At 75.8% G+C, this 12,841-nt stretch carries 14 protein-coding genes; 6 read left to right on the top strand and 8 right to left on the bottom strand.

All coding sequences use genetic code 11. The annotated features are described in order from the left end of the window. Positions 1–22: 22 nt before the first annotated feature. The 3 genes from ACW69E_RS15725 to ACW69E_RS15715 form a co-directional block, all read right to left on the bottom strand. Entirely contained in the window at positions 23–964 is a 942-nt protein-coding gene (locus tag ACW69E_RS15725) for a pirin family protein (protein WP_457498867.1), read from the bottom strand. A gap of 410 nt (positions 965–1,374) precedes the next feature. After that, on the bottom strand, positions 1,375–1,992 hold the full coding sequence (gene wrbA, locus ACW69E_RS15720) for an NAD(P)H:quinone oxidoreductase (protein WP_457498866.1): 618 nt from the start codon (positions 1,990–1,992) through the stop codon (positions 1,375–1,377). Positions 1,993–2,215: 223 nt separating this feature from the next. Further along, positions 2,216–2,614 carry an ArsR/SmtB family transcription factor gene (locus ACW69E_RS15715; protein ID WP_457498865.1) on the bottom strand — a complete coding sequence of 133 codons (399 nt, stop codon included), beginning with the start codon at positions 2,612–2,614 and terminating at the stop codon, positions 2,216–2,218. A 95-nt stretch (positions 2,615–2,709) separates the two neighbouring features. Between ACW69E_RS15715 and ACW69E_RS15710 the strand changes: the two genes are divergently transcribed. Next, positions 2,710–4,683 (top strand): heavy metal translocating P-type ATPase, encoded by a 1,974-nt coding sequence (locus tag ACW69E_RS15710; RefSeq protein WP_457498864.1) that lies wholly within the window; start codon positions 2,710–2,712, stop codon positions 4,681–4,683. After that, positions 4,680–5,090 carry a (2Fe-2S) ferredoxin domain-containing protein gene (locus tag ACW69E_RS15705; RefSeq protein ID WP_457498863.1) on the top strand — a complete coding sequence of 137 codons (411 nt, stop codon included), beginning with the start codon at positions 4,680–4,682 and terminating at the stop codon, positions 5,088–5,090. Before ACW69E_RS15710 ends, ACW69E_RS15705 begins: the two co-directional genes overlap by 4 nt. 94 nt (positions 5,091–5,184) lie before the next feature. Here the strand turns inward: ACW69E_RS15705 and rpsN are convergent, their stop codons facing one another. Both rpsN and rpmB read right to left on the bottom strand, forming a co-directional pair. Then, positions 5,185–5,490, bottom strand: a complete 306-nt coding sequence (rpsN, locus tag ACW69E_RS15700; RefSeq protein ID WP_457498862.1) for a 30S ribosomal protein S14 — start codon at positions 5,488–5,490, stop codon at positions 5,185–5,187. Next, a complete protein-coding gene (gene rpmB / locus ACW69E_RS15695; RefSeq protein ID WP_237882025.1) occupies positions 5,490–5,726 on the bottom strand; it encodes a 50S ribosomal protein L28 in 237 nt (78 codons plus the stop codon). The genes rpsN and rpmB overlap by 1 nt, the downstream gene beginning before the upstream one ends. Positions 5,727–5,796: 70 nt before the next feature. On the opposite strand from rpmB, the gene rpmG reads away from it, so the two are divergent. The 4 genes from rpmG (at position 5,797) to rpsR (ending at position 7,728) form a co-directional block, all read left to right on the top strand. Then, positions 5,797–5,961 carry a 50S ribosomal protein L33 gene (rpmG, locus tag ACW69E_RS15690; RefSeq protein WP_093655888.1) on the top strand — a complete coding sequence of 55 codons (165 nt, stop codon included), beginning with the start codon at positions 5,797–5,799 and terminating at the stop codon, positions 5,959–5,961. 71 nt (positions 5,962–6,032) lie between these two features. Continuing rightward, positions 6,033–6,290, top strand: a complete 258-nt coding sequence (locus ACW69E_RS15685) for a type B 50S ribosomal protein L31 (protein WP_457498861.1) — start codon at positions 6,033–6,035, stop codon at positions 6,288–6,290. Further along, on the top strand, positions 6,287–7,438 hold the full coding sequence (locus tag ACW69E_RS15680; RefSeq protein WP_457498860.1) for a CobW family GTP-binding protein: 1,152 nt from the start codon (positions 6,287–6,289) through the stop codon (positions 7,436–7,438). Before ACW69E_RS15685 ends, ACW69E_RS15680 begins: the two co-directional genes overlap by 4 nt. A 53-nt stretch (positions 7,439–7,491) precedes the next feature. Next, entirely contained in the window at positions 7,492–7,728 is a 237-nt protein-coding gene (gene rpsR / locus ACW69E_RS15675) for a 30S ribosomal protein S18 (protein ID WP_457498859.1), read from the top strand. 444 nt (positions 7,729–8,172) lie between these two features. Here the strand turns inward: rpsR and ACW69E_RS15670 are convergent, their stop codons facing one another. The 3 genes from ACW69E_RS15670 to ACW69E_RS15660 are packed head-to-tail and all read right to left on the bottom strand — an operon-like array spanning position 8,173 to position 12,832. Continuing rightward, complete coding sequence (locus ACW69E_RS15670) at positions 8,173–9,942, bottom strand: ABC transporter ATP-binding protein (protein WP_457498858.1); 1,770 nt, start codon at positions 9,940–9,942, stop codon at positions 8,173–8,175. Then, on the bottom strand, positions 9,939–11,705 hold the full coding sequence (locus tag ACW69E_RS15665; RefSeq protein WP_457498857.1) for an ABC transporter ATP-binding protein/permease: 1,767 nt from the start codon (positions 11,703–11,705) through the stop codon (positions 9,939–9,941). Before ACW69E_RS15665 ends, ACW69E_RS15670 begins: the two co-directional genes overlap by 4 nt. Then, complete coding sequence (locus ACW69E_RS15660) at positions 11,702–12,832, bottom strand: nitroreductase family protein (protein WP_457498856.1); 1,131 nt, start codon at positions 12,830–12,832, stop codon at positions 11,702–11,704. The genes ACW69E_RS15665 and ACW69E_RS15660 overlap by 4 nt, the downstream gene beginning before the upstream one ends. Between the last annotated feature and the right edge of the window lie 9 nt (positions 12,833–12,841).

Raw genomic sequence — 12,841 nt, 5'->3', positions numbered from 1 at the left:
CGTAGTCCGCCCTGTCGTCGGCTCAGGTCCGCTGCCAGAAGGGGGCCTTGGCGGGGATGAGCGGAAGGGAGGAGCGCACCCGGCCGAAGCGGTCGTCCTGCGCCGTCCAGGAGGCGTGGGCGGCGTCGATCTCGGCGCGGGTGCGGCCGACGAAGTTCCACCACATCACGATGGGTTCGGGGAACGGTTCGCCGCCCAGCAGGATCGCGCGGGCCGGTTCCCGCACATCCAGGCGGAGTTCCCCGCGGCCCTCGCCCAGGTAGCCCATCCTGCCCGGACGCAGCGGCCTGCCGTGGACGGCGACGGTTCCCTCGAGGACCACGAGGGCGTACTCGAAGTCGGTGCGCAGCGGCACGGTGGCGGAGGAGCGCAGATCGAGGTCGACCCCGGTCAGGGGGGTGTCGTGCCGGGCGGGGCCGGTCAGCCGGCCGAAGTCCCCGACCAGGACGGTGGCCGCGCCCGCACCGCCGTCCAGGTCGGTGCGCGGGAGCTCGGTGTGGTGCTCGAAGGCGGCCGGCCCGTGCCGGGTGGCCTCGGGCATGGCGACCCACAACTGGATGCCCTCCAGGACGCCCCGGTAGTGGCCGGTGGCCTCCTCGGCGTGGGAGACGCCGCCGCCCGCGGTCATCAGGTTGAGCTGACCGGGCCTGATGACCTGTTCGGAGCCGAGGCTGTCGCGGTGGAGCACCTGCCCGTCGGTGAGCCAGGTGACGGTCTGCAGACCGGTGTGGGGGTGGGGGCCGATGTCCAGGCCGCTGTTCTCGGTAACGTCGGCCGGTCCCATGTGGTCGGCGAAGCACCAGGCGCCGACCGTACGCCTGCCCCGGCGCGGCAGCGCGCGGCGCACCCGGATCCTGCCGACGGTCTCCTCCCGGCTCTCACCCACCTCCACGCACGGCGCGGTGGGGTGGCCCGCGTCGGCCAGGGCGGGGGGCGCGTCGACCGTGCCGACCGGTCCGCTCATCACAGCTCCTCGTTCTCTGCCGCGCGCACCGGTACGGGTGCGCGGCACCGGTGTGTCCGGGCCGCGAGGCGCGGAGGTCTTGCGGTCGCCGTGACACGGAGTCCGGGACGTGGGTACCCGGGTCCGCGTCCGGTAAAAGGCCCGCGGCCGCACCCCCGCCGGCCGGACGGGGCGCGCCGGTGTCCGTGACACCTGTCCACCACCTTGGCACGGGAGGGCGGCGGGCGCGCCGGCCGCACGGCGGGGGTGCGGCCGGCCCGCCCGGTGGATGCTCCTGTGAGGTCACCCACTCCGTCCGGCGGATGCGGGCGAGCCCCACCCGGACGGAGCCGACGGGTCCGTTCGAGGCCCCCGGGCCGGTCGGGCGGTGGGTCGAACCCGCCGGCGGACGCCCACGTACGTCCTCGCCGTCAGGCGGTGAGGCCCTTCTTGAGGGCGGTGGCGATCTTCACGACGCGCTCGGCCTGTATGCGGGCGGCGGTGCGGGTGGTGTCGTCGACGGGGTTGTCGCCCTGGGCGTCCACGTGGGAGGTGCCGTAGGGGTTGCCGTCGGCGAACTTGGCCGGGTCGGTGTAGCCGGGGGCCACGAGGATGCCGCCGAAGTGGTGGATGGTGTTGTACAGCGCCAGCAGGGTGGACTCCTGGCCGCCGTGGGCGGTGGCGGAGGAGGTGAAGCCGCTGTAGACCTTGTCGGCCAGCTTGCCCTGGGCCCACAGGCCGCCGAGGGTGTCGATGAACTGCTTGAGCTGACTGGCGATGTTGCCGTAGCGGGTGGGGGAGCCGAAGATCACCGCGTCGGCCCACTCCATGTCCTCGGGGGTGGCGTGGGGGATGTCGGCGGTGGCGGTGGCGTTGGCGGCCCAGGCCGGGTTGGAGTCGATCGCGGCCTGCGGAGCGAGTTCGGCGGCCTTGAGCAGACGGACCTCGGCGCCGGCCTTCTCCGCGGCCTGGGTGATCTCCTTGGCGATCTCGGCGATGGTGCCGGTGGAGGAGTAGTAGACGACGGCGAGCTTGACGGGGGTGCTCACGGTTGCGGTCTCCGTTCCGTGGGTGTCGTGTGTGCGATCGCGGCTGAAAATGCCCATGACAGGTCTCATCCTTGCGCTGTACACCCGTCGACCGGGCTTGCTTGAATGTTAAACAATCGCACGGGCGTCCAGATTCCCCGCATCGGGGGAATTAATCAAGTCCGCGGTCCGGAGCGGCGCTCGACCGGGCGGCCGCCGGCGCGGCCTCCGGGATCCCGGCCGCTCAGGGGGAGGGGAGGACGGCGGGCTCGGCTTCCTCGATCCGGGCGTCGGCCAGCCCCAGACGCAGGTGCTCCACGTGGTAGAGGGCCTGGTCGAGGAGTTCGGCGACATGGTCGTCGTGCAGGGCGTAGACGACACTGCGACCCCGGCGGGTGCCGGTGACCAGGCCGAGGGTACGCAGGACACGCAGCTGGTGGGAGCAGGCGGACTGCTCCATGCCGACGGCGGCGGCCAGTTCGGTGGCCGCGCAGGGACCTTCCCGCAGCCGGGCCAGGATCAGCAGCCGGGAGGGGGTGGCCAGGGCCTGGAGGGTCTCGGCGACCCTGGGCGCGTTCTGCGCGGTCAGCCGGGCACGCGGAACCGCACTGCCGCTCTCGGGGGGTTTCGCTCCATGGCCCATGCCCTCATCCTACGGAAACCGATACATGAAAGGATGTTCAATCATTCCTGTATGGTGTGGGGCCCGGACCCCACGTCTCCCGAAGGCCGTAGCCCATGACCTCGACACTGACCACCCCGGCGCCGCCGGGGGAACACACCGCTGCCGCCGCGCCGCGCGGGCGCACCCGGATCCTGGCGCTGCCCGAGGCCCGCTGGGTGCTCGCCGCCCTGACCCTCTTCCTGGCCGCCCTCCCCCTGTACCTGCTGGATGCCCCCGCCTGGCTGTGGGGCCCGCTGTTCGCCGCCGTCTACGTCACCGGCGGCTGGGAACCGGGCTGGGAGGGACTGAAAGCCCTGCGGGACAGGACCCTGGACGTGGATCTGCTGATGGTGGTCGCAGCCCTCGGCGCCGCCGCCGTCGGCCAGATCATCGACGGGGCGCTGCTGATCGTCATCTTCGCCACCTCCGGCGCCCTGGAGGCGGTCGCGACCGCCCGCACCGCGGACTCGGTGCGCGGCCTGCTCGGCCTCGCCCCGGCCACCGCGACCCGGCTGCTGCCCGACGGAAGCGAGGAGACCGTTCCGGCCGCGGAACTGGCGGTCGCCGACACCGTCCTGGTCCGCCCCGGCGAGCGGGTCGGCGCCGACGGCACGGTCCTCGCCGGCGAGAGCGAGGTGGACCAGGCCACCATCACCGGCGAACCGCTGCCGGCCGCCAAGCAGCCCGGGGACGAGGTCTTCGCCGGCACGGTGAACGGCACGGGCGCCCTCACGGTGCGGGTGGAGCGGGATCCGTCGCAGACGGTGATCGCGAAGATCGTGGCGATGGTCGAGGAGGCCTCCGAGACCAAGGCCCCCACTCAGCTGTTCATCGAGAAGGTCGAACAGCGGTACTCCGTCGGCATGGTGATCGCGACGCTGGCGGTCTTCGCCGTCCCGCTCGCCCTCGGCGACGACCTGCGGTCGGCGCTGCTGCGCGCGATGACGTTCATGATCGTGGCCTCGCCGTGCGCGGTGGTGCTCTCCACGATGCCGCCGCTGCTGTCGGCCATCGCCAACGCCGGCCGCCACGGCGTGCTCGCCAAGTCCGCCGTCGTCATGGAGCGACTCGGGCAGATCGACACCGTCGCCCTGGACAAGACCGGCACCCTCACCGAGGGGACCCCGCACCTCACCGAACTGCGCCCGCTGCCGGGCAGCGGGCTGACCGGCGACGAGCTGCTGGCCCTGGCGGCTTCGGCCGAGCACCCCAGCGAACACCCGCTGGCCCGCGCCGTCGTCGGCGCCGCCCGTGAGCGCGGCCTCCCCCTGGCCACCGCATCCGGCTTCGCCTCCGCCCCCGGCCGGGGCGTGAGCGCCACCGTCGGCGGCCATGCCGTCCAGGTCGGCTCCCCCGGCCGGCTCCTGCCCGACGGCGACGAGCAGGCCCGCGCCGTGGCTGGGGAGTTGGAGGACGCCGGGCGCACCGCCGTCGTGGTGCTCCGCGACGGGGCCCCGGTCGGCGTGCTGGGCGTCACCGACCGGCTGCGGCCGGACGCCGCCGCCACCGTCGCCGCCCTGACCGAACTGACCGGGCGGCCACCGGTGCTGCTGACCGGCGACAACGAGCGCGCCGCCCGGCGCCTGGCCGCCGAGGTCGGCGTCACCGACGTCCGCGCCGGGCTCCTGCCCCAGGACAAGGCCGCGGCCGTCCAGGCGTGGGAGCGGCAGGGCCGGAGGGTGCTGGTCGTCGGCGACGGCGTCAACGACGCCCCCGCGCTGGCGGCCGCGCACTGCGGCGTCGCGATGGGCGAGGCCGGTTCCGACCTCGCCCTGGAGACCGCCGACGCCGTCGTGGTCCGCGACGAACTCGCCACCGTCCCGGCAGTGGTGAGGCTGTCGCAAAGAGCCCGCCGGCTGGTGGTGCAGAACCTGGCCATCGCCGGTGTGTTCATCGCCGTCCTGGTGGCCTGGGACCTGATCGGGAACCTGCCGCTGCCCCTCGGCGTCGCCGGGCACGAGGGCTCCACCGTCATCGTCGCCCTCAACGGCCTGCGCCTGCTGCGCGAGACCGCGTGGCGGAGCACCCCCGCGGGAGGTGCCCGGTGAGCAGGCGCTCCCGGTCCGCCGGCTCCACCCCGCCGCCGGGCGCGGCACGGTGCACGGTCACCGTCTGCCGCGGCTGCTGCTGCGGCAGCGCCAAGGTCCCCGGCCTCGACCACGCCGCCCAGCTGCGCGGTCTGCGCCGGGCCCTGGACGGTGTCGCGGCCGTACGCGCCACCGACTGCCTGGACGCCTGCGAGCACGCGAACGTCATCGTCGTCCAGCCCTCCCCCGCCGGACGTGCGGCGGGCGGGCGGCCGGTCTGGCTGGGCCTGGTCAACGACCCCGACGCCACCGCCGACATCACCACCTGGGTCGAGCTCGGCGGCCCCGGCCTCGCCGAGCCTCCCGCCATCCTCGGCCTCTACGCCTTCACACCCTCCCGCCGGGTCCGCGGGCAGCTGGAGGGGTAGACCCTCCCCGCCCTCTCGCGCCACGCCCGCACATCCCCGCCCACCGCCTCCTCGGTGCGGAGGCGGCCCGCCGCCTCCGCACCGAAGGGGTTCCTCACCAGGACGACTTGGTGACTCCGGGCAGGAATCCGGCGTGGGCCTGCTGCCGCATCCGCACCCTGGAGAGCCCGAACTTCCGCAGGTGGCCGCGCGGGCGGCCGTCCACGGCGTCGCGGTTGCGCACCCTGGTGGCACTGGCGTCACGCGGCTGGCGCCGCAACTCGGCCTGCGCGGCGGCGCGTTCCTCCTCGGTGGAGGAGGTGCGGCGGATGATCTCCTTCAGCTCCGCGCGCCGGGCCGCGTACCGCTCGACGGTCGCCCGCCGCTTGTCGTTCTTGGCGATCTTGCTCTTCTTCGCCATCAGACCTTTCCTCCCCTGGCCCGGATGCGCGCCACGGCGGCCTCGATCCCGATGGCGTCGACGGTCTTGATGCCCTTCGCGCTGAGGGTGAGCCGGACATGGCGCCCCTCGCTGGGCAGCCAGTAGCGCTTGCGCTGGATGTTGGGGTCGAAGCGGCGCGGGGTGCGCCGGTGGGAGTGGGAGATGTTGTTGCCGAAGCCCGGCTCGGCGCCGGTCAGCTGGCAGTGGGCGGACAAGGGGGTTCCTTCCTGTCGGTGCGGACGGCTCCCTTTTCGATAATGGAAACCATTGTCATATACTAGCGCCATGGCACGCAGTGAACTCCGCCCGGTCATCAAGCTCCGCTCCACCGCGGGGACCGGCTACACCTACGTCACCCGCAAGAACCGCCGCAACGACCCCGACCGCATGGTCCTGCGCAAGTACGACCCCCTGGCCCGCCGCCACGTCGACTTCCGCGAGGAACGCTGACCCCGGCCCGGAACCCGGCCCAGAACCCGACACCCGCCCCGGCCCCGGCCGCACGACCAGAGGAGACCACCGTGAAACCCGGAATCCATCCCCCCTACCGCCCCGTCGTCTTCCGCGACAGGAGCGCCGGCTTCGCCTTCCTCACCCGCTCCACCATGAGCAGCGACAAGACGATCGAGTGGGAGGACGGCAACACCTACCCGGTGGTCGACGTCGAGATCTCCTCGGCGAGCCACCCCTTCTACACCGGCACCCAGCGGGTCCTGGACACCGCCGGGCGTGTGGAGCGCTTCGAGCGCCGCTACGGTTCGCGCGGGGCCCGCCGATGACCGTGGAGGCCCGGCTGCCCGTCGTGATCGTCGCCGGGCTGCACGCCGACGCCCGCCGCGAGGTGGTTCAGCGGCTGCTGCGCGCCGTGCCGGGCGGCGTGGCCCTCCACCACGACCTGTCCGGCGCCGCGCACGGCACGGTGGTGCGCACCGTGCGGGACGCCTCGGGCGAGCTGTCCCGCGGCGAGGCGCCCCTGGTCAACGACTGCGCCTGCTGCGCGCTGCGCGAGGACCTGATCCCGGAGCTGGAGCGGCTGGCCGCCGGCGGCTCCGCCCGGCTGGCGGTCGTCGAACTGTGGGACTCGGTCGAACCCAAGGGCATGGCCGAGGTCGTCGACGCCCACGGCCGCGACGCACTGGAACTGACCGGCGTCGTCACCGCCGTCGACCCCGCGCTCGTCCTGCCCTGCCTGGCCAACGGGGACGACCTGGCCGAGGCCGGTCTGGCCGCGGCCGCCACCGACCAGCGCACGGTCGCCGACACCTGGGCGCGGCAACTGGAGTACGCCCCCGTGCTCGCCCTCGTCGACAGCCCGGAGGCCGACGAGGCCGACCACGCGCTCCTGGCCCAGCTCCACCCGGCCGCGCGCCGGGTGCGGGCCGCCTCCGGGGAGCTGGCCGGGGCCGCGCTCGCCGGCTTCGATGCGGCGATGGCCGCCACCGCCCAGCATCCGGCCTGCTCCCGGCTGCCGCAGGAGGCGGACGAGGCCGGGGTCGCCACCCTGGTCTGGCGCCGCCACCGCCCCTTCCACCCCGGACGGCTCTACGAGGCGCTGGAGGACCTCGCCTGCGCCGCCGCCCGCAGCCGCGGCCGCTTCTGGCTGGCCGACCGGCCCGACACCCTGCTGGCCTGGGACTGCGCCGGCGGCGCGCTCTGCGTCGAGAGCGCCGGGCCCTGGCTGGCCTCGCTGCCCGACGCCGCCTGGGAGATGGTGGACCCCGTCCACCGGACGGCCGCCGCGCTGGACTGGCACCCCGAGCACGGCGACCGCTGCCAGCACCTGGTCTTCACCTCCCCCGACCTGGACCGCGAGGGGCTGGTCCGCCTGCTCGACTCCTGCCTGCTCACCGACGCCGAGTACGCCGCGGGCCGGGAGGCGTGGAGGCGCCTCCCGGCCGCCTTCGCACCCCTGCTGGACGCCGCCTGAGCCCCGGGCCGGTCCGGCACCCCCGATCCGCGAGAACCGAGGAGCACCTCCCCATGCCACGCCGCCCCGACCCCCGCAAGAACGCCAGGCCCCGCCCCAACCCCCTGGACGCCGCCGGGATCACCTACATCGACTACAAGGACACCGATCTGCTGCGGAAGTTCGTCTCCGACCGGGGCAAGATCCGCAGCCGCCGCGTCACCCGCGTCACCTCCCAGCAGCAGCGGCAGCTCGCCCGCGCGATCAAGAACGCCCGGGAGATGGCCCTGCTGCCCTACGGCAGCCGCTGACCGCCCCCTCCGCGTGGAGGGCACCGCCCTCCACCGGCGCCGGGCCGGCACCCGCTCCCCGGGGGCCGGCCCGGCGCCGTATCCGACAGCCCTGCCGGGCAGCCCCGCCGGACAGCCGTACCGGGCAGAGGCGGCCCGGACAGGCGCCCAGGTCCTGTCCGGCTAATCCCGCCTGCTCCGCGGCGTCCGGCACGCACTCCCCCGGCCTCCGGCCGGGGCGCCCCCGTGCCGCGTCGGCCGAAAGCCCGGGCAGGACGAGTACATGCGGCTTCCGGCCGCCTTGCGAACGCCTCCCCTCGGCCCTGCGGGCCCGGGGAGGCTCCAGCGCCCGGGGGAGCCTCGCCACCGGGCGAACCCTCACTGACGCGGCATCAGGAGCCCGGGACGGCGCGCCGCCCCGCCGGGATCCCGGCGGGGCGGCGCGGTACGGAGCCCACGGAGCTGTCAGGGCGCGGTGGCGGCGAGGCTGCGGTTGAGCGCGCTGCCGGGACGGGCGGTGAGTTCCTCCCAGGTGCCCTCCTCCGCGATACGTCCGCCTTCGAGGACGGCGATGCGGCCGGCCCGGCGGATGGTGGCGCGGCGATGCGCGATGACGATCGTGGTGCGGCCCTCCTCCCTGAGCGCGGCGGCGAGCCGGGCCTCTCCGTCGTTGTCCAGATGGGCGGTGGACTCGTCGAGCACCAGGACCCTGGGCCGGGTCAGGAGCGCACGGGCCAGGGCGATACGGGCGCGCTGGCCGCCCGACAGGGTGGCGCCCCGTTCGCCGACCGGCGTGTCCATCGGTGCGATCCGGTCCACCCCGCACAGCCGGGCCGTCTCGGCGAGCAGGCCGTCGTCCACCTCAGGGGCTGCCAGCCGCAGGTTCTCGGCGAGGGTGCCGTGGAAGAGCGGCGTCTCCTGGCCCACCAGTGCGACAGCGCGCCGGAGTTCGGCGTCGTCCACCTCGCGTATGTCCACGGGATCGCCGTCGGCGGGTATCAGCTGCACCTCTCCCCGGGACGGGTCCCAGAACCGGGCCAGCAGGTGGGCGCAGGTCGACTTGCCGGCACCCGAGGCGCCGACCAGTGCGAGGGTCTGCCCGGGGGGAACGGTCAGCTCGACGCCGTCCAGCACCGGCCCGCCGCCGTAGTCGAAGCTCACCCGGTGCAGCCGGACGCCCAGCGGGCCGGGGGGCAGGGGGCGGGGCGCGGCGGGCGGCGGGGCGAGGGCGGGAGCGCCCGCCGCCGCGCCGACCCGGGCGGCGGCGGCGCGCAGCGCCACGGCCTGGCTGAGCGTCCTGGCCGACTCCGCGACGGGGCCCAGGATCGACAGGGCCAGTGCCATCGCCGCCGGGGCCCACGCGCCGTGCAGCCGGCCCGAGGTCACCGACTGCGCGGCCGCGGCGACCACGCCGAGGACCGCCACCACGATGAGGAGGTCGCGGACCGCCGCGGCCACGGCCTCCCGGGTGGCCTCGGCGCGCTGGGCCCCGCCCACCTGCCGCCCCCTGTCGGCCAGCAGGCGGCGGCGTCCGGCCAGGGCGCCGAAGGCGAGCAGTTCGCGCAGCCCGTCGACGGTCTCCACGGTGTCAGCCGACAGTCGCGCGGTGGCCGCCCGGGTGCGGCCGCCGCGTGCCGCGCGTTCGCGCGCGTCGGCGAAGGGCGCGGCGGCCAGCAGCGCCGCGACCGGCAGCACGGCCGCCGGCAGCCACGGGTCCACCGCGGCGAGGACCACCGTGCCGCCGGTGAAGACCGTTCCCGCAGCCAGGAGTTGGGCGGTGGTGTGGGCGTAGAAGAACTCCAGCGCCTCCACGTCCGCCATGGCGGTCGCTGCGAGGTCACCGCTGCGCCGGCCCGCGATGCGGGCGGGGGCGCTGCGGGCGAGCCCGTCGAAGACCCGTATGCGCAGCGCGGCCAGGACCCGGTAGGCCAGGTCGTGGGAGAGGTCCATCTCGCGCCAGGTCGCCAGGGCGCGCACCAGGACGAGGGCGGCGAGCGCGGTGACGGTGGCGGCCGAGGGGGCGCGTCCCTCGATGACGGCCGCCCCCACGGTGTGCGCGGCCAGGGTCAGCAGTGCGACCAGCGAGCCCTGTTCGACGAGCGCGGCGGCGCAGGTGCGCGCCGCCATGGCGCGGTGCCCGGCGAGGGCGGGGAGCAGTGCGCGCAGCGAACCGCGGGCGGGCGCGTCCGCGCCGCCGGTGGTGTCGGTCGCGGTGGTTTCGGTCGCGGTGCTCATGCGGCGACTCCTCCCCGGTGGGCGCGGCCGGCCTCGACCAGCCGCGTGTAGACGCCCCCGGCCTCGGCCAGGACTGCGTGCTCTCCGACGGCGTCCACCCGCCCCCGGTCGAGGACGACGATGCGGTCGGCGTGCCGGACGGCCGAGAGCCGGTGGGCGACCACCAGGACGGTCCGGCCGCTCGCGGCGCTCACCAGTTCGCGGACGATCTGCGCCTCCCGGCGTTCGTCGACCGAGCTGGTGGCCTCGTCGAGGACGAGTACCGGTGCGTCGGCCAGCAGGGCCCGTGCCAGCGCCAGCCGCTGGCGCTGGCCGCCGGACAGGGTGGCGCCGCGCTCGCCGAGGACGGTGGCGTAGCCGTCGGGGAGGGCGGTGATCTCGTCGTGGACGCCGGCGGCGCGTGCCGCGTCGGCCAGTTCGCCGTCCGTGGCGTCCGGCCGGGCCAGGCGCAGGTTGGCGGCGATGGTGTCGTGGAAGAGGTAGGTCTCCTGGGAGACCACGGCGATGCCCTGCCGCAGCGAGTCCAACGCGTACGCGGTCGTGGGGAGCCCGTCGAGGGCGATCCGGCCCGCCTGCGGGTCGTGGTGGCGCAGGAGCAGCGCCAGGAGGGTGGACTTGCCGGCGCCGGAGGGGCCGACGATCGCGGTGGTCCGTCCGGCCGGCGCGGTGAAGGAGACACCGCGCAGAACGGGTTCCTTCGCACCGCCGTAGGTGAACTCTACGTTCTCGAAGCGCAGTTCGGGCGGCCCCGGCCAGTGCGCGGGCGCCGTTCCGGCGTCGCGGACGGCCGGCTCGGCGGTACGCAGCGCCGCGATCCCGTCCGCGGCCGAGGCCCCCAGGTAGCCGGCGTGCCACTCGCGGGCCAGGTCCCGCACCGGCCGGAAGCACTCGGAGGCCAGCAGCAGCGCCAGATAGGTGCCGGTCGCCGCGGTGGATCCGGTGACGGCCGACCAGCACGCCAGGAGCGCGGCGGCAGCGGTGCCGCCCTGGACGGCGAGGTCGGTGATGCCGGTGTCGGCCAGGGAGACCCGCAGTTTGGCGACCGTCGCCCGGTGCAGCGCCGCCGAGCGCTCCTCCAGGCGTTCGCGGGTGCGGCCGACCGCGCCGGCGGCGCGAAGGGCGGGCATGCCCTGGAGGGCCTCCAGGTAGTCGGCGCCCAGCCCTTCGTAGGTGTCCCAGTGCTCCCTGCCGCGCCGGGCCAGCAGCCGGTCCCAGGCGCGCGGCCCGCACAGGGCGAGCAGCAGGGCGGGGACGAGGCCGAGGAGCGCCACCGGTTCCACGGCGGCCAGGACTGCGAGCACCAGGGGCGGCACGGTCAGGGTCACCAGAAGCTGGGGCAGGTAGCGGGAGACGTAGGCGTCGACGCCCTCCACCCCGTCGACGAGTGTGGTGCGCACCGCCCCGGCGCGCGCCGGGGCTCCCCCGGACCGGGGGGCGGACGAGGCCAGGTGCGCGGGTCCCAGTCGGCCGAGGCGGCACAGGAGTTCGTCCCGCAGGGCCACCCGCACCCGGGCTCCGGCGCGGGTGGCGGTGCGCCGCTGCCGGACGGCGAGCCCGGCGCGGGCGGCGACGGCGGCGAGTACGGCGGCCAGCAGCCACGGGAGCCTGCCGGTCTGCCCGCGGGCCAGGTCGGCGAGCGCGACGGCCAGCAGCGCGGCCTGTGCCAGGTGGGTGAGGGTGACGGCGCCCTGCAGGAGGGTGGCCGCCAGCAGGGGGCGCCGTGCGCGCAGTGCGGCACGGCGCAGTTCGGGGTGGACGATCACGTGGTGTTCTCCTCGTCGGCGTGGCGGGTGCCGAGGGCCAGTGCGTGGACGACCCAGTCCCGGCCCGGCGCGCCGCCGAGGGCGGCGCCGAGGTCCGCCTGCTGCCAGGAGCCGACGGGCCGGGCGGCCAGTCCGTGGCGCAGGGCGGCCAGTTGGGCCAGGTGGACGGCGAATCCGGCCCGCAGATGGGTGCGGCGGATGTGCGGCGCGTCGGCGTCCGCGGGGCAGCCGTGGGCGAGCAGGACGGCGCCGGCGTCGGCGATCCACGCCTGGCCCGCGGCCCAGGCCGCCAGTGTCGGGCGGGCCTCTCCGGCGGCGTACCGGCGCACCTCCGTGCCGTCGGCGGCCGGCTCGACCAGGCCGGGGTCCGGTGGTCCGACGGCGGCGCACCAGCGCAGTTCGCCGCCTCCCGCCCGTGCGGCGGCGGTCAGGACGGCCCGCAGCGCGCCCGGGGACGGGGCGCCCGTCAGCGGTGGCGGGGCGCTGCGGCGGGCCCGCAGTTCGGCGGGGGTGGGTGCGTCCCGCGGTGGTGGTGCGCCGCCGGGCGGGGGGATGCGCACCGCGGCGAGCGGATTCCCGGTGAGTCCGTCCAGGCGGACCTCGGGCCCGCCCGTGCCCAGCGCGCGGGCGGCGAGGAAGAGGGCCGCGGCGGCGTGCCCGGTGTCCAGCAGCAGCAGAGGCCAGGCCCGGTGGCCGTAGTGGGAGACCGTGCGCCGGGCGGTGACGGACAGGCGGACGGTCATGCCCGCCGGTGTGCCGCCGGGTGGCCGGCCGAGGCGGTGCACGCGGTGGCGCAGCGGGTCGTAGCCGTAGCGGCCGGGCGGCAGGGAGCAGCCGGTTCCCACGGCCAGTTCGGCGTCCACCGGGTGCAGCGCGCCGGCGGAGGGGGTGGGCCGCAGGCGCCCGGAACCGTCCGGGGCCGCCAGGGACAGGCGCAGTACGGCGTCCGGATCGATCTCTCCCGCGGCCGCGCCCGGGATGGGCAGCGGTGGCCCGGGCCAGGTCCGGGCGGCGGGGCCGGCGGGCGTGTCCGGGCCGGGGGGCTTGGGGGACCGGGCGAGGGCGAGGGCGGCGACGAGGTCCACCGGGTGGTCGCCGGAGGTGTGTTCCGCATAGGTGTGTTCCACGGCGCGGCC

The organism is Streptomyces sp. SS8, assembly GCF_054072955.1.
This window is presented reverse-complemented; position numbering and strand designations above follow the sequence as displayed.